We start from the raw sequence: 16,504 nt of genomic DNA, 5'->3' as shown, positions 1-16,504 counted from the left end.
TAATGGCTAGATCGGATAACAACTTGGCGCAATGAGACAAGCTTTATTAACCACTCAGACCTATTATTTTAACCATGATTTAACATGTTTATTTTGCACAGCAACAGGAAGGTATAATAATAATGAAAAAATATGATGGCCTTAATCAATCAATGCTAGAGCGCTTTGCAACTCGTCCGGGTCGCAAAGAATTATTACCAGAGTTAAGCGAAAAAGCGCAAGTTGCGCTTATGTGTCGCATGCTTATTCGTGAAGGATGGGATGAGCATATTGCAGGGCATATTACTTACCGATTAGAAAACGGTAATATTTTAACTAATCCATGGGAGCTCGCTTGGGGGGAGTTAACCGCCAGCGATATCGTTACGCTAGACCCAAAGGGTAATGTGCTTGATAGTGATTGGAATGTGACCCCAGCGATAGGTTTGCATTTACAGCTGCACGCAATGCGACCTGATGTACATGTTGTTATTCACAATCATCCGCATTGGAGTGGTATTTGGGCTTGTATGCAAAAAGTGCCGCCAGTATACGACCAAGCAAGTGCTTATTGTGGTGTTGAATTACCACTTTATGATGAATATGAAGGCACCTTTGAAAACGAAGCAACTAGCTTATCAGCAGTTGAAGCGCTCGGTGATGCTAAGTGGGCATTACTGGCAAACCACGGCTCGTTAGTGGTGGGTAAAAATCTGCGCCAAGCACACCTAAGAGCAATTACTTTAGAGTGGCGCAGTAAACGCGCGTATGAAGTGGAATTAGCAGGTGGCGGACGACCATTAAGTGATGAAGAAGTTAAAAAAGTGTCTATTGCTGACGACAACGGTTTCCCTTTTGTTTGGGAAGCAATGGCGCGTAAAGAATTACGCCTAGATCCAGGTTTAGTCGACTAAATTTGTCGGATTCACTTAGCTAAGTAGAAGGAATAAAAAATGAAGCTTACAGTAACTCCGCTTGATAATGTTGGCGTAGAAGTGTCGGGTTTCGATATTAACGAGCCACTTACCGATGAAATAAAAGCTGAACTAAAAGCACTATGGTACGAACACGCTATTTTAGTGTTTCGTGATCAGGATATTAGCCCTGAAAAGCAAATTGAGTTTAGTCGCATTTTTGGCCCGTTAGAATTACATCCGTTAAAAGTTACCACCAGTGATAAATATCCAGAGTTATTTGTGCTACAAAATGGTGGCCCTATGGATAAGTTTCAAACTGCTTTTTATAAAGGCGAAGAAATTGTGGGTCGGTTAGATTGGCACATGGATTTGCATTATACAGCGCGTCCAAATCATGGTGCATTGTTGCGCGCTGTGGTGGTGGCAGCAGAAGATGGCATGACCGGCTTTGGCGATTTAGCAAAAGCGTACGATGCACTCGACGACGACACTAAAGCTTTAATTGAACAGCTAGAAGTGGTTTACAGCTTTAGTATGCAGCGCCGTCATATGCGTTACGTTAACCTAGATGGTTATGAGCCTGGCCCTAACAGCCCAACAAAACCAACCGACATTGGCTTTCCTGACTTTTCAGACGCTGCTTACCCTATGGTAGTTACACACCCGATCAGTGGCCGTAAAGTACTTGAGGTGGTAGAGCAGTTTTTAGATAGAGTTGTTACTCCACAGCAATTTGGTTTATCGAATGATGAATCTATAGAGCTACTTGAGCGACTTGTTGCGCATGTACAAAAGCCGGAATTTACTTACTTTCATAAATGGCGCGAAGGCGACATGGTACTGTGGGATAACTGGCGTGCAATGCACTGCACTACCGGCACTAAGCCTGGGATCAATCGCGTTATTAACCGCACCACCATTGAGGGCGATATAACGCTTGGGCGTGTGTTAAAAACAGAATAACTTATACAATACATCAATTGCAGCAGCTTAAATTAACCAGCTGCTGCTTTTTTATATCTTTCATTAATACTTACCAGCCTCTACACGACATTTCAATCTGCTAATTTTTAATCTATAGCATGCACTTAATATACTTGCTTTTAATACGCAGATTTATTACCTAAGCAGAATAAGTAAGTTAAACCGTTACGCTGTTTGCTATAACGGTTGTTAAATTAATTGCTAAGGCGTGTTTATTATTCGAGGTTAAATTGGCAGGTGCTTAGCGGCGCTGCGCCCAGCGAGTCTGCCAAAAAAAGTGGCATCTCCAACCGACATACCACTGGCATATCCCTTGGCTGTACGTGGTAATCCCGCGGTGGCTCGACCAGCAGCATAAAGCCCACTTATTATTTCATTGTCTAAATTAACCACTTCACCCGTAGTGAGTGTTTTTAGCCCACCAAGCGTAAATATGAGCGGGCCTTTGGTGCCGGGCATAATTACAGCAGTCATTTCACTTGCAGAGTATTCTAATAAGGCAAAAGGGGGCTTGTTTAACGGTTTTAGCCACTCGGCGGTTTTATGAAATAGTGGGTCTTGTTTATTACTGGCGTGCTGATTAAAGTAGCTAACAGTTTGCTCAAGCATACCGGCCGGGAAGGGCGCTTCACTGGCAACTTCTGCTATGCTATCGCCAGTGGCAACAATGGCTGCACGTTGTAAATAATGCGACGCCTCAAAATCCTCTTCTTGTACTAACAAATAAAACTTTTGCTCAGCTTGTTGGCAAGAATAATGTGCCAATCTGGCTAAATACGCATCTTCATTTATATAACGCTGACCGTGTTTATTTAGTAAAATACCGTAGGTTAGCTTTGCTGGTGGATAGAGCGGAAACGACATAAAAGCCTGTTCCATATTAATTGTTTGCCCGCCGACTGCTTGGCCTAATTGAATACCATCCCCCATATCGAAGGTGTTGCCATAAGGTACGCAATACTCAAGTAGCTCAGGCATATATTGACGTGTCATGGTGTCGTTCATTACAAAGCCACCGGTGGCTAATACCACACCACGAGTTGCACGAATCGCAATTTCTCGGTTGTCGCGCTTAGCAATTACGCCGCAAACACGATTGTTTTTATCTACTAATAAAGCAATAGCGCGACAATCATTAATTACCTCAGCGCCCGCGCCTGCGATGCGCTGCATTATGGCATCCATAAATATTTTACCGCCTTCGTCGCCCACTTTAGAGGGCACGTGACCGCGTGGAACGGGCTTAGCAATGGTATTAAAAGGGTGAGCTTTTTCATTACCGGTAAATAATAACGACTCATCACTGAGTGGCACTACTGTACGCTCTAAAAAGGCTGCGCGTTTATAAGGTACACCAAGGGATTCAACCCAATCAAAATGTCCTGCAGCGCCTTGTGCATAACAACGCATCTTATCTTCATCGCCATACGGGCCAAGTGCTTCGCGTAAATAAGCCAGCATGTTTTCGGTGCTATCTTCTAAACCTAACTCTTTTTGTAATGCAGTGCCGCCACTGCCGCCTAAATACATTTCACAGCTTGATAATGCAGTCGAGCCACCCCCAGCACTGGCACGTTCTAAAATAGTAACCTTAGCACCTAAGGTTACAGCTTCTAGTGCGGCGGCGGCTCCTGCGCCGCCATAACCGCACACGAGTACGTCGGTGCTAATATCAAAGTGACTAATCGATTCAAAAGCGCGAACTTTGTGTGTGCTTAGTATTGGGTTCAAGTTATATCCTTATAAGTATTTAATATTTAGTGTTTAAAACTTGCCACTGCGCATCATGGCGTCCATACCACCATCTACATAAATAATGCTGCCATGCACAAAAGAGGCTTGGGCTGATTGTAAAAAACTGACCGCATCGGCAATTTCACTTGGCTGACCATTGCGACCAATAGGCGCAACAAAGTTACGTACGGCTTCGCCAAAACGTGGATCTTGCTTAGAGGCTTCGTGCAGTGGAGTTTCAATTGCACCAGGCGCAACTAAGTTAATACGCACGCCGGTACTCCCCGTTTTAACGGCTAAACGACGACAATGCACAGTGAGTGCGTATTTAGATGCCGAATAGGCTATTTGTGGTTGGCCAAGCTCATCTGCCAGTGCGCGAGCGGCTGGCTCGTCATTGTTGAGCATTAACTCAATAATAGGGTGTGGATCTGCCACTTGTTGACTGGCGGCCACTGAGCCAATAACGGTAATAGCTGGCTGCTCACCTTTAGCGAGTGCAGGTTGAAGTAATTCAATTAACTCGGTTGAGCCAAAATAATTAACCGAAACCACTAAACTGCTACTTGGTGCGGTAACGCCAAGGCCCGCGCAACAAACCAGGCCATCTAGTTTACCATTGGCTAATTTGATAACTTGCTCTGCGGCATTAGCGCGACCTTCAGGGGATGATAAATCGGCATTAACTTCGGCTTGATGGCGGTCTATGCCGATCACAGTATGACCTGCTGCGCGTAGTTTTTCACAAACGGCGGCGCCAATCCCTGATGCTGAACCTGTAACTGCGGTAACTGACATAATAAACTCCTAGCATTATTGGTTAATAGTAATTAAAACAAAGTTTAATTTACTGAATGGGTTTTATGAGTTGTTTTGCTTGATAAGATTTTAATTTAAACAGTAAAAATACCGATATTAATGTTGTACTCGTACTAATAAGTAAAGCATAACGTAAGGATTCAACACCGGCCACCTCGCTAAATACTTCACTAAGCACGCCCACCAACATAGGCCCAACACCTATGCCTAAAAAAGTAATCAGCACGGTTTGCATTGAAATAGCCAATGCCCGCTGAGTGCCCGGTACAATTGAAGTGAGTAATGTGAGACAAGGGCTAACCCACCATACAGAAAAGAAACTCGCTAAGGTGCAAAACAGCATAGCAAATGGAATACCGGCAAAAAATAGGTCATCGCCTAAGCCTTTAGGCCATAAAAAATATATAACAATAAATACCCACCCCAGTATATGGCCTAGTATAGGTAGCCATAAAACACCTTTTCGTCTGGCGATTCTATCAGCCAAATAGCCACTAGAAAGAATTCCAATCGCTGCCGCACCGCCGCCAAAAAAGCCTGCCATCATGCCGGCTTGGCTCAGTGTTAAGTCGTGGCTGCGTACTAAAAAAGTGGCATTCCACATGCCAAACGCATTTGCGCCTAACGTTGCAATGGCGCTTGAGCAAACTAATAGTCGATAATCTTTGCGCTTTAACAATGCTTTTGTTGATGCTCTAAAACCTGTGGTTAGTGCAGGCTGCAGCGGTGAAGTTGGAGAGCTAATGGCATCATCGTATTGACCGCGTTTAGGTTCGGGCATCACAAAAAATAGCAAAAAAGAAATAAACAAAGCGGGAGTAGAGATAATAAAAAAGGTTTCTCGCCATCCATACAGCTCTACCCAATATGCACCTAAGGTAAGCGCAATAATGGCGGCAAAGGTAGCGCCAGAGGTAAAACAGCTAATCGCAAATGAGCGTCGCTCAACCGGGTAACTGTCCGAAAGTAACGATAAAGAGGCCGAAGTAACCGGTGCTTCAGCTACTGCCACCAACATACGCATTATTAGTAAACTAATAAAGCCTGCAGTTATGCCGCTAAGTGCTGTAATAATGCCCCACACTAATGCGCTGGCGGCTAACAAACGTGTGCGGCTCACTTTGTCAGCAAGTCTGCCGGCCGATAAACCGGTTAAAGTAAATACAATGGCAAAACCTAGGCCAGTTAATAAGCCCATTTGCGCATCTGAGGCGCCAAATTCAGCTTTGATGGGTTCAATCATCACCGCCATAATTTGTCGCCCAACAAAACTTTCTATATAAAATAAAGTAAGCACCAACAATAAAGCATGTTGGCGCCAATTAGATTTTTTTATGTTCAAGCTTTCGCCGCCTTTAAGGCCTTAGCCATAGTCATTGCGGTGTCGTCTATCATATCTTCTTGTCCGCCTACGGTTTTTAAGCGCCCGAGTTCAAGTAAAATATCACGTGCAGGTACACCGTATTTTTTCTCGGCGCGTTCTGCAAATAATAAAAATGACGAATAAACACCTGCATAACCCAAAGTTAATGAGTTTCGGTCAATACGAATAGGTTGATCCATCATTGGCATGACTAAGTCTTCAGCAACATCCATAATTTTGTATAAATTAATACCGTGATTAACTGCCATACGATCAAGTACCGCGGTAAATACTTCCAACGGCGTATTACCTGCACCGGCACCTAAACCGGCCACCGAACCATCGATGCGGTTAGCGCCCATTTCGATTGCCGCCAGCGAATTTGGAATACTCATGCCTAAATTATGATGACCATGAAAGCCAATTTCGGTCTCGCTGTTAAGTTCGCTGCGCAGTAACGCAATACGGGTACTTACGTCGTCGGGCAACATGTAACCAGCAGAATCCGTACAGTAAATACAGTTAGCACCGTAAGACTCCATTAGTTTAGCCTGTGCAAGTAGCTCCTCTGGGCTGATCATATGTGCCATCATTAAAAAGCCAACGGTATCTAAACCCATTTTACGCGCTGCGCTAATATGCTGCTCTGAAACGTCAGCTTCAGTACAGTGAGTAGCCACTCGAATTGTACTTACGCCATGATCATAAGCCATTTTTAAGTGATCAACCGTTCCTATGCCCGGAATTAATAACGCTGAGACTTTAGCTTGGGTCATTTTTGGCACTACAGCACTTAGGTATTCTTCATCGGTATGAGCAGGAAAACCATAATTAAGTGAAGAGCCGCCTAAACCGTCGCCATGGGTAACCTCAATTAAAGGAATGCCCGCCTGATCTAAGCCAGTGGCAATAGACACCATTTCATCTAAGCTAATTTGATGTTGCTTAGCATGCATACCATCACGTAATGACATATCGTGCAGGGTAACTTTTTTACCTTTTAAATCCATGATATTACTCCTTAAGATTGACTATCTGATGGCGATTGACCTAGCATTTGTAGTGCAAACATTTCTGCAGTACGCGCGGCCGACGCGGTCATTATGTCAAGGTTACCGGCATATTTAGGCAAGTAATCGCCCAAACCTTCAACCTCTAAAAATATAGACACTTTACGACCATCAAACACCGGGCCATTTTTTAGTTTATAGCCTGGAACATACTTTTGTACTTCAGCAATCATTTCATGCACAGATGCAGTGATAGCGGCTTGATCTGGCTCTGTTTCGGTTAAGCAATGGATGGTGTCGCGCATTAATAATGGTGGCTCAGCAGGGTTAATTATAATAATGGCTTTGCCTTTTTTAGCGCCACCAATTTGCTCCACTGCGCCTGAGGTAGTGCGAGTAAATTCATCAATATTTTGGCGTGTACCTGGGCCAACTGATTTTGATGAAACAGTGGCAACAATTTCACCATATTCAACCGGCTGTACGCGCGATACCGCAGCAACCATAGGAATAGTTGCTTGGCCGCCACAGGTCACCATGTTAACGTTTTTAATATCAGCATTAAGTTGATTTAGGTTAACCGGAGGCACACAAAAAGGGCCAATAGCCGCCGGGGTTAAATCTATCATCAACACGCCTTTTGCATTCACTTTAGCTGAGTTTTCACCATGCACGTAGGCTGAGGTTGCATCAAAAGCAATTTTGATTTCATCGGCTTCAATATGCGGTATTAAGCCATCAATACCCTCAGCGGTGGTTTTAATACCTAATTCGCGTGCGCGCGCTAAGCCTTCTGAGTCTGGGTCTATGCCTACCATCCAAACGGGTTCTAATATCTCACTGCGTTTGAGCTTATAAAGTAAGTCAGTACCAATGTTTCCTGAACCGATCAGGGCGCATTTAATCTTTTTCATGTTACTTCCCTCGTGGGTTAACTGTTAATCGCAAAAGCTGACAGAGCATGAACCGAGACCTTCGATCTCCATACTAAAATGATCGCCGCTGTTAGCATCTATTAGAGGAGCCAGAGCTCCCGACAGAATAATTTCGCCTTTTTTAAACTCTATACCATACTCGCCTAGCGTATTTGCCAGCCATGCAACTGCTTGCGCAGGATGCCCTTGTACTGCTGAGCCCACACCGGTTACTGCTTGTTTACCATTGTGTTTAACTACCATAGTGGCTGCAGCTAAATCGAGTGTGCTAGGGTCGGTATGTTTATCACCAATTACAAATACCCCGCATGAGGCGTTATCGGCCACGGTATCAACTATGGTGATTTGCCAGTTTTCGATACGCGAATCAACAATTTCAAAACACGGTGCCACCCAATCAGTCGCAGCAAGTACTTGCTCTGCGGTAACGTTTGGGCCTTGTAAGTCGTGTTTAAGGCAAAACGCAATTTCGCCTTCGGCGCGTGGTTGAATTAAATGTGATTTTTTAAGGCTAATATTACTGCCATCAGGGTGGTGCATAGTGTTGGTTAAAAAGCCAAAGTCGGGCTGATGCACATTAAGCATTTTTTGCACTGCTTCACTGGTAACACCAATTTTTTTACCAATGATTTTTTCGCCAGCCTGAGTGCGTATTGCCAGTGTTTTTAACGACACTTGATAGGCATCGTCGATTGTAAGCTCAGGGTTATTTTTAATTAATGGCGCAATAGGTGTGCGCTGTTGCTGCGCATCATAAAGAATTTGTGCTAAATGCTGGTGTAGTTCGCTCATGCGCTTTTATCCTCTGTAGACCAAAGATCAGGTAAGCCAGGATCGGTTTGATGAATAAGGCGTTTAAGTAATAGCTTTAATGCCATTACGTCGCCTGCACCAAGCTCTGTAATGAGCTCTTCTTCAATTACTTTTGCTTGCGCAATATGGTGTAGTGAGGTTTCTCGCCCAGCGGTGGTAAGTTGGTAATTGTCTTCGCTTTTTTGGCAAATAAGATCCTGCTTTTCTAAAAAGGCCATATCTTCAAGATTGACACTGTGGCCGGTATAATCAAGGTGGGTATTTAGCTGCTCTAAACTCAGATTTTGCTGAATATTTAATACCGATAATGCAAAAAAGTGTGAATCTTCCAGCGCTTGCTCATCGAGTACTTTACGCATGCGGTACAGCATTTGAAAATGTGAACGCCCAAGCAAGTAACCTAGTAAATCTTCGTTGTAGCTGCACTGCGGCGCTGTAGGTTCACTAGATAAGTTAACCGCTGCCCACGGTTTACGTGCAGTCATTGCGTACTGACCTTGCTGAAACACCAGTGGCGGTAGTGCTTGATGATCAAACCCCAGTACTTCACCTATAAAAATAAGGTGATCACCCCCATCGTGCGTTACCATATTACGACACTGAAAACGCGCGCTACAATCGGCAATAAGTGGTGCAGAGCTAATCCCCGCTTCGAGATTAGTGTCATTAAATTTGTCTTCGCCTTTTGCGGCAAATTTATTTGACAGCTCTTGTTGGTGCTGCGAGAGAACATGAACGTTCCAGTGCTCGGCCTCGCTAAAGGCAGCCACACTAAGAGAGGTTTTTGCCAAGCTCCATAGCACCATAGGTGGGTCTAACGAAACAGAATTAAAGCTGTTTGCGGTAAGACCAACAGGGGTGCCATCTGGAGCGGTGGCAGTAATAATTGTTACGCCAGTAGTAAAACTACCGAGCGCCTGTCTAAATGCCTGACTATCAAATTCTGCTTGTGCCATGTTAACTCGCCTTATTACTGTTATATAACTTCAGTATCATGATCTGGCTATTTTTCATCATCGTCTTAATGGACTAAACAACACAGGCATTTGCTATTTATATGATTACTCAGCAATTTATTTAGGTTATTTTATATTAAACAGCGGTTAAGTTTTATTGCGAAGGTTAGCTTTAAGTGGCCTATTTAAATAGGGCAAAATAGTGACTGCAGCAACCGTACATTAAATAATTTAAATACGAGAGCTCGTCCAAGTGGACGAGGTTTATTTGAGTAAAAACAGCTAGAAAGGAAGCACAGCTCAATTAGTTTACTTGCAATGCAAAAGCTGCAATATGGTGTGTAAGCAAATATTGTTCGCCAGGCAAGTGTAAAACCTAGTAAGGATATAGTGCATGAACAGCAAAGATTCAGGTTCAATGGCAGCTTTGCTGCAGCATCAGCAACAAGCGCATAAATTGCAAATGTTGGTAACTGTAGCGCAAAGGCGAGAGCGTATTCAACAAGTTATAAATTTACTTGTAGAGCATCACCAAGCATTTGCCGAGGCAATAGAAGCTGACTTTAATGGTCGCAGCCAAGGCTTTTCTATTATGAATGATGTGCTCGGCTCGCTAGCCAGCCTTAAATATACCCGCGACAACTTAGAACCATGGCTTAAAAGTGAAAGCCGCGAAGTGTTTGCCCCTTATGATCAACTCGGTAGTACCGCACGGGTTGAATACCAACCTAAAGGCAGTGTGGGTATTATAGGTACTTGGAATGCGCCACTTTATACCTTATTTGCCCCGTTGGCGTGTGTATTAGGGGCGGGTAACCGCGCCATACTTAAACCATCTGAGGTCACGCCTAAAACAGCGGCCTTAGTAGCGCAATTATTTGCCAAACACATAGACCCATTACTAGTGAGTGTAGTTACAGGTGGCGCCGACACTGGTGCTAAATTTAGCGAACTGCCGTTCGATCATTTAGTATTTACTGGTAGTACCCAAGTAGGTAAAAAAATTATGGCGGCAGCGGCTAAAAATTTAGTGCCAGTTACCTTAGAGCTTGGCGGTAAATCGCCGGCAGTGCTTAGCCACGATTGCGATTTAAGCGAAAGTTGCAAACGCTTAGCTTTAGCAAAAAGTAATAATGGCGGCCAAGTGTGTGTTAGCCCTGACATTGTTTATGTACCGCGTAATAAGCTTGATCAAGTGGCTGCATTATTACTCGAAAATTTTCGTCACTTTTATCCAGAAATCACTCATAATCCAGATTTTGTACCTAGCGTTAACCGCCAACATTGCCAGCGAGTTGTCGATTTAGTTGAGCAAGCTCGCGATGCTGGATGCCAAGTTCTTAGTAGTCATGAGGTTGCTAATTTAGCAGAGTTGGTCACAAGCGATAAACGTTTACCACTGCAATTAGTTATATCCCCAGATAAAGAGCTGGATATTATGCAGCAAGAAATATTTGGCGCTGCATTAGTGCTACTTCCTTATGATGATATAGATGGCGTTATTAACGATATTAACAGCCGTGCTAAACCACTAGCGCTGTATTATTTTGGCGAAAATGACGCAGAGCTGAGTAAGCTTTTAGCAAACACTTCATCGGGTGGAGTAGCGATAAATGATTGCTTAATGCATGCGGCAATGCACGATGCGCCATTTGGTGGCGTAGGTGCATCGGGTATGGGGCATTATCATGGTCGTGAAGGCTTTTTAGCCTTTAGCCATCAGCGTACTGTATTTGTTGCCCCAAAACACGACCCTCGTGGTGAGTGGGGCTTATTACCGCCGCATCATGAGCAATTTAAAGCTATGATGGTCGCGCAAGTAACGGCCGACTGACGTTAACCGGCACTGTTACTTTAATAATAACAGTGCCTAATATTACTTATTAATTCCTGCCTTTTAGTCTTTGTTATTCCTCATTATTTTTAGTTATCGTTCATGCGGACTATTTAGTTTTTGTAATAGTGTGCGAGGATAAAAACCTTACATTTATTGTTGATAAACACGCGATTATAACGTGATACAGCAATTTGCTTTTTGTAATTATGAAAACGCAATACGTTAAGTTTTTAGGCCGTGCAAAGCGGTCTCAAAATTAACTTATGTAGTGTTAGGTACAGCGCGCGTAACTGGCGATATTCCTGTTAGTTAATTTTACTCGCGTTCAATTTTAAACAAGGACTAAATAGTGAATATTAATAAAAAACCACTAAATGCAGCGATAGCGTTAGCCTTAATTAGCATGGCAAATTCGACACTAGCGGCTCAAGAGCAAAGTACTAAAAAAGAAGGTTTGGAAGTGATCCAAGTAACCGCGCAAAAGCGGGTACAAAACTTACAAGAGCTACCTACGGCAGTTACCGTGTTTAATGCCCAAGCATTGGCCGATAAAGGCATTACTGATGTTGAAGATCTCAGTGTATATACGCCAAACATGCAAATATCAGAAACTCCAGGCGGCAGTACTGGTGCTACAATTGCTATTCGTGGCTCGGTTACAATTAACCCTGCGGTTACCTGGGAGCCCACCACTGGTGTGTATATAGACGGGGTATTTGTATCTAAAAATGTCGGTGGTTTATTTGATGTAGCCGCTATAGAGCGCGTTGAAGTACTGCGCGGGCCGCAGGGGACGCTTTATGGTAAAAATACAATAGGTGGGGCGCTTAATATTGTAACGCGTAAACCCAGTGGTGAGTTTACCGGCGAAGTACGCGTAGGGGCAGGTAACTACGGTATGACAGATGTTTATGTTACTGCCGACTCGGCGCAAATTAACGACAAACTCAGTTTTAATTTTACCGCTAATAAAAAACAGCGCGACGGCTTTTACGATAACCTTTCGACAAGTTCTGATATTGATAAGTTTAAAGAGCTTGATTCTACCTCACTGCGTTTTGGTGCCTTGTATGAGCACAGCGATAATCTAGAGTTTTACTACACTTACGATAGCAGTAATAAAAAAAACACTCCTCCGTTGGGCCAAGTCTATATTGCCGGTGCAATGCCAGAAGATACGAAAGATCGCCAAGAAAGTGCTGCATTAGATGGCGCTATATTTGATCGCTCTAAAAGCTCGGGCCATGCACTTACAGTTACATGGCAGCAAAGTAATAACTTAACTATTAAGTCAATTACGGCACTACGTGAAATAGATTACGATGATGGCAATGACTACGATGGCGCTGATTTTCTTGGCTTTCATACCTACCGCCATGTAGAGCATGAGCAAGTATCACAAGAGCTACAATTTATTGGCGATATAGATAATTTAACCTACGTTGCAGGCTTGTTTTACTTTAAAGAAGAATCTGATGTAAACAACCCGTATGTACTGGGTTTTGGCACAGTGAATAACTATTATGGTGTTGAGTCTACCTCGGTTGCCGCTTATGGTAATGTAGAATATCGACTAAGCGGCAAGCTAATGTTGGCAGGGGGTCTGCGTTGGACCACAGAAGAAAAATCATTTTATATAGAACACCCAGATGACTTTAGCTTTGCTTATTTTTTCCCACTGCCATACACCACAGCGGGCGATACTTGGAATAACACCTCGGCTATGGCATCACTTAATTATGAGCTAGCAGACAATATTCACAGCTATGTAAAAGTATCACAAGGCTGGAAAGCGGGTGGTTTTAACGGTGAAGCAGCAACGCAAGCATTAGCAGTAAAACCCTATGCACCAGAGGAAGTAATTGCCTACGAATGGGGCCTTAAATCGCGTTGGTTAGATCAACGTATTCAAGCCAATATAGCGGTGTTTTATAACGATATTACCAATATGCAAATGTCGGAATACTTAGGTGCGTACTCAGATATTCAAAACGCAGGATCGGCAAAAGTGGCGGGGTTAGAGTTTGAATTGGTAGCGGCATTAACCGATGATTTAACGCTAAACTTTAATTACGGTTTGTTAGACCCTAAATACGACAAGTTTATTACTTACGATGTGTACACTGGGGTAGCAAACGATGTTACCGACAGTGCCGAGTTTCCCTATAGTCCAAAAAATAAATGGTCGTTTGGGTTAAATTACATTAGTGAAACAGCCCTTGGTGAATTTAGCGCCGGTGCCGACTACAGCTTTGTGGACGATCACTTTGCGTTTCATAACCAACCTTCGGCCCAATATACTCGTATTGAAAAATACAACTTACTTAACGCCCGAGTTTCACTTAAAAGAATTGCCGGCAGTGACTTTAGTGCCTCTATTTGGGGTAAAAACATGACCGACGAAGAGTACCGAATTAACGGTGTGCCGTTGGGTGATTCGTCAGGGGTATTCATTGGTGGCTTAAATTACTATGGCGACCCAGTAACTTATGGAGCAGAAATAACTTACTCATTTTAATAAAGAGTTACAGCTAAAAAGAGCCCCTACTTTTTAAGTAGGGGCTCTTTTTTGTATCTATAATTTATTTAAAAATAGATTAGTCTTGGGTATAAGCTACGGTGCCTTTAGGCACATATACGCCATTTACTTTGCTTTGGAACTCTTCTTTACGCGCTCTTGGATTAAAGAACTGTTTGTACCAAATACGCGCTTTCATAAACGGGCCATCACTTGGTAAAAACAACCCATTAAAACAAGGTGCTTTATTTGTCCACACTTGGAAGTCTTGCATAAATGCAAACTTACTTGCGTCTTGGAACTGGCGTGCTGCTACTTCATCCTCTACTGTGGCTACTTCATTGCCACCCGGTGATTTAACTAATAATGCGTGCCAAACTCTAATTGAACCATCCTCTACAGGGGTATGTGTTATCATTAAGTAAGACTCGTAATAGCCAGTCAAATGTGAAATTAATACGCCCGGACCATGGTATTTAGTTATTGTATGCAGCACTGGGCTTGCGCCATCTTCGCCTACTAAAGTACGGTGCGGACCACATTGACGTTGAATTGCTTCGTGGCCATCAAATTCATTTTCGTAGCGCTGTACGGTAGAGCCGTGAATTGGTGCTAAATGGCTATAATCACAAATGTTATCAATAACTTCTTGCGGATGCTGCTCAAGTATTCCCAAGTCGTCAAAGCGCCAATGTACCCACGCTTTATCGTCCCATTGTGGCAAACTTGGGTGATCCCACTCAGGATCGCCATTTTCAGGATCGTGCCATATCCAAATTGCACCCATGCTCTCGGCCACAGGCCACGCTTTAATACAGGCTGTTTTTGGGATTGGTCCGTCGTGGTAAGGAATGTCGTCACATTGGCCATCAGGGCCAAAACGCCATGCATGATAAGGACAACGAATGCTATCGCCTTCGATGTTGGTACCACCGCCATCAATAATAACGTAAGAGGTATCATTTTCGGCGGCTAAATGCGTTTTCATATGCGGGCAATATGCGTCGAGTAGTACCACTCGACCTGTTGCTCTACCGCGATATAGTGCGAAATCGCGACCAAAAAACCGTACGGCTAGGGGCTTATGCGTGTTGATCTCTTCAGCCGTAGCTATCATGAACCAACCTCTTGGGAATGTATAATCGCCGAGGCGATAATCTTGTGTAGTGGCCATAAGTATTCCTTTTTATATTTAGGTAGTAGATGTACTTGAATTATTGTCTGAGGTGCAATCTGCTTTATTATTATAAGATTGCGCTGTTTTATCGTTATCACTTACTTTACTTGCTATTCGTTGTTGATAAGGGCCAATGGCTTTGTAGTAAAACCAAACCGAAAACAACGATAAAGCAATCATCACTGCAATGGCGTACTTAAGGCCTTCACCCGCATCACCAACAGAAAATAAGTCACTGAGTGTACCGGTTAGCAATGGGCCAATACCGGCACCAAAAAAGGTTAAAAATAAACTTAAGATTGCAATGCTAGTAGCTCTTTGAAAGCTGTTAACTAAATGGCTCACTGCAGCGAATGCAAGTGTTGGCCACCAGCTATTAAAAAAGCTAAAGCCAGCAGCAAATATAATCGCGTGCGGTATTTTAAGGCTCCCTAATTGCCAAAAGGCGCCGGCAGGCCAAAGTAAAAAAGCCAAGCCAAAAGGAATACTAATTAATACGCCAATCGCAGGCATACGTAATTGCCAACGACAGTCTTTTTGGCTTAGTTTGTCGCAGTAATAACCGCTAAACATTGACCCAGTAGCAGCAAAAACACCACTGGCTATACCAAAGGTAAGGCCTGCATGTGAAAGTGACATATCGTAATTGCGTACCATAAAAGTAGGGGCCCAAATGGCGTAACCATAGCCGACCATGCCAGCAACGGCAGTACCCATACAAATTAAGAAAAACCCTTTTAGTTTCATAATATCGGCAACAGCACGGAAAAAGTTTTCTTGCGGTTGGGCACGAATATTACGCTCAGCGTCGGTGTCATAAACACCTAAGCCAGGGTCTTTTGCAAAAACATAAAGTAGCAATGCTAGTAATAGCCCTGGAATACCGAAAAAGATGAATACTGCGCGCCAGCCGTGCTCTTGGGCTATCCAACCACCTAATGCCATGGCGGCTAACAAACCAATGTGTGGGCCAAGCATATATAAGCTAATTGCAAATGAGCGACGATGTGGAGGGTATAAATCAGATACCATAGAAATAGACGGTGATGTACCGCCTGCTTCACCAATGGCAACTGTCATACGGGCAACTACAAATTGCCAAAATTGGGTAACAACACCGCTGGCCATAGTGGCAAGGCTCCAGAGCCCACAACATACCGCAATAATATTTTTACGGTCGGTGCCTCTATCGGCCATACGGCTTAACGGAAAGCTAACCGCAGAGTATAAAACGGCAAATGCAAGGCCGCTCACCGCGCCCATAATAGTATCTGATACGCCAAACTCTAATTTAATTGGCTCAAGAACAATGGCAATTAAATTGCGATCGATATACGAAAAAACGTAAATAATAGAAAGCAATAATAGCGTCAGACGAGTCCGACCTGCGCTTAATGAACTTTGACCTACTTGCATTTATTGCACTCTCTTTTTGATATTGTTTTAAGCTACCTTAACTTTG

13 protein-coding genes are annotated in these 16,504 nt (G+C 43.5%); 4 read left to right on the top strand and 9 right to left on the bottom strand.

Features of this window, described 5'->3' with window-relative positions:
• Positions 1–122: 122 nt before the first annotated feature.
• The gene (locus tag H5079_RS12280; protein ID WP_011328805.1) at positions 123–893 is read left to right on the top strand and encodes a class II aldolase/adducin family protein; all 771 of its coding nucleotides are present in this window, start codon (positions 123–125) and stop codon (positions 891–893) included.
• Positions 894–932: 39 nt separating this feature from the next.
• Complete coding sequence (locus H5079_RS12275; protein WP_011328804.1) at positions 933–1,859, top strand: TauD/TfdA family dioxygenase; 927 nt, start codon at positions 933–935, stop codon at positions 1,857–1,859.
• Positions 1,860–2,105: 246 nt separating this feature from the next.
• Here H5079_RS12275 and H5079_RS12270 read toward each other — a convergent pair whose 3' ends face one another.
• Genes H5079_RS12270 through H5079_RS12240 form a run of 7 tightly spaced genes read right to left on the bottom strand, consistent with a single transcriptional unit; the run spans position 2,106 to position 9,510 of the window.
• Complete coding sequence (locus tag H5079_RS12270) at positions 2,106–3,611, bottom strand: FAD-dependent oxidoreductase (RefSeq protein WP_182684188.1); 1,506 nt, start codon at positions 3,609–3,611, stop codon at positions 2,106–2,108.
• A 33-nt stretch (positions 3,612–3,644) separates the two neighbouring features.
• The gene (locus H5079_RS12265) at positions 3,645–4,412 is read right to left on the bottom strand and encodes an SDR family oxidoreductase (RefSeq protein WP_011328802.1); all 768 of its coding nucleotides are present in this window, start codon (positions 4,410–4,412) and stop codon (positions 3,645–3,647) included.
• Between the two features lie 49 nt (positions 4,413–4,461).
• Positions 4,462–5,775 (bottom strand): MFS transporter, encoded by a 1,314-nt coding sequence (locus H5079_RS12260; protein ID WP_041454514.1) that lies wholly within the window; start codon positions 5,773–5,775, stop codon positions 4,462–4,464.
• The gene (dmpG, locus tag H5079_RS12255; RefSeq protein ID WP_182684187.1) at positions 5,772–6,806 is read right to left on the bottom strand and encodes a 4-hydroxy-2-oxovalerate aldolase; all 1,035 of its coding nucleotides are present in this window, start codon (positions 6,804–6,806) and stop codon (positions 5,772–5,774) included. The genes H5079_RS12260 and dmpG overlap by 4 nt, the downstream gene beginning before the upstream one ends.
• An 11-nt stretch (positions 6,807–6,817) precedes the next feature.
• Positions 6,818–7,720, bottom strand: a complete 903-nt coding sequence (locus H5079_RS12250) for an acetaldehyde dehydrogenase (acetylating) (protein ID WP_058373846.1) — start codon at positions 7,718–7,720, stop codon at positions 6,818–6,820.
• Positions 7,721–7,744: 24 nt separating this feature from the next.
• Positions 7,745–8,533 carry a fumarylacetoacetate hydrolase family protein gene (locus H5079_RS12245; protein WP_182684186.1) on the bottom strand — a complete coding sequence of 263 codons (789 nt, stop codon included), beginning with the start codon at positions 8,531–8,533 and terminating at the stop codon, positions 7,745–7,747.
• Entirely contained in the window at positions 8,530–9,510 is a 981-nt protein-coding gene (locus tag H5079_RS12240) for a flavin reductase (protein ID WP_011328797.1), read from the bottom strand. Before H5079_RS12240 ends, H5079_RS12245 begins: the two co-directional genes overlap by 4 nt.
• Before the next feature lie 394 nt (positions 9,511–9,904).
• On the opposite strand from H5079_RS12240, the gene H5079_RS12235 reads away from it, so the two are divergent.
• Positions 9,905–11,344 carry a coniferyl aldehyde dehydrogenase gene (locus tag H5079_RS12235; RefSeq protein ID WP_182684185.1) on the top strand — a complete coding sequence of 480 codons (1,440 nt, stop codon included), beginning with the start codon at positions 9,905–9,907 and terminating at the stop codon, positions 11,342–11,344.
• Between the two features lie 352 nt (positions 11,345–11,696).
• Positions 11,697–13,865, top strand: coding sequence for a TonB-dependent receptor domain-containing protein (locus H5079_RS12230; RefSeq protein WP_182684184.1), 2,169 nt, complete (start codon positions 11,697–11,699; stop codon positions 13,863–13,865).
• 79 nt (positions 13,866–13,944) lie between these two features.
• Here H5079_RS12230 and H5079_RS12225 read toward each other — a convergent pair whose 3' ends face one another.
• Positions 13,945–15,039, bottom strand: coding sequence for a Rieske 2Fe-2S domain-containing protein (locus H5079_RS12225; protein WP_011328794.1), 1,095 nt, complete (start codon positions 15,037–15,039; stop codon positions 13,945–13,947).
• An 18-nt stretch (positions 15,040–15,057) separates the two neighbouring features.
• Complete coding sequence (locus tag H5079_RS12220) at positions 15,058–16,458, bottom strand: MFS transporter (RefSeq protein WP_011328793.1); 1,401 nt, start codon at positions 16,456–16,458, stop codon at positions 15,058–15,060.
• Positions 16,459–16,504 lie beyond the last annotated feature (46 nt).

This window comes from Pseudoalteromonas sp. SG44-5, assembly GCF_014164175.1.
Taxonomy (GTDB): domain Bacteria; phylum Pseudomonadota; class Gammaproteobacteria; order Enterobacterales; family Alteromonadaceae; genus Pseudoalteromonas; species Pseudoalteromonas nigrifaciens.
This window is presented reverse-complemented; position numbering and strand designations above follow the sequence as displayed.

What these genes read in the sequence shown, in the direction of transcription:
- H5079_RS12225 (WP_011328794.1), bottom strand. Translation starts at nt 15,039, where the DNA reads ATGGCCACTACACAAGATTATCGCCTCGGCGATTATACATTCCCAAGA.
- H5079_RS12250 (WP_058373846.1), bottom strand. Translation starts at nt 7,720, where the DNA reads ATGAAAAAGATTAAATGCGCCCTGATCGGTTCAGGAAACATTGGTACT.
- H5079_RS12265 (WP_011328802.1), bottom strand. Translation starts at nt 4,412, where the DNA reads ATGTCAGTTACCGCAGTTACAGGTTCAGCATCAGGGATTGGCGCCGCC.
- H5079_RS12275 (WP_011328804.1), top strand. Translation starts at nt 933, where the DNA reads ATGAAGCTTACAGTAACTCCGCTTGATAATGTTGGCGTAGAAGTGTCG.
- H5079_RS12280 (WP_011328805.1), top strand. Translation starts at nt 123, where the DNA reads ATGAAAAAATATGATGGCCTTAATCAATCAATGCTAGAGCGCTTTGCA.
- H5079_RS12235 (WP_182684185.1), top strand. Translation starts at nt 9,905, where the DNA reads ATGAACAGCAAAGATTCAGGTTCAATGGCAGCTTTGCTGCAGCATCAG.
- H5079_RS12245 (WP_182684186.1), bottom strand. Translation starts at nt 8,533, where the DNA reads ATGAGCGAACTACACCAGCATTTAGCACAAATTCTTTATGATGCGCAG.
- dmpG (WP_182684187.1), bottom strand. Translation starts at nt 6,806, where the DNA reads ATGGATTTAAAAGGTAAAAAAGTTACCCTGCACGATATGTCATTACGT.
- H5079_RS12220 (WP_011328793.1), bottom strand. Translation starts at nt 16,458, where the DNA reads ATGCAAGTAGGTCAAAGTTCATTAAGCGCAGGTCGGACTCGTCTGACG.
- H5079_RS12240 (WP_011328797.1), bottom strand. Translation starts at nt 9,510, where the DNA reads ATGGCACAAGCAGAATTTGATAGTCAGGCATTTAGACAGGCGCTCGGT.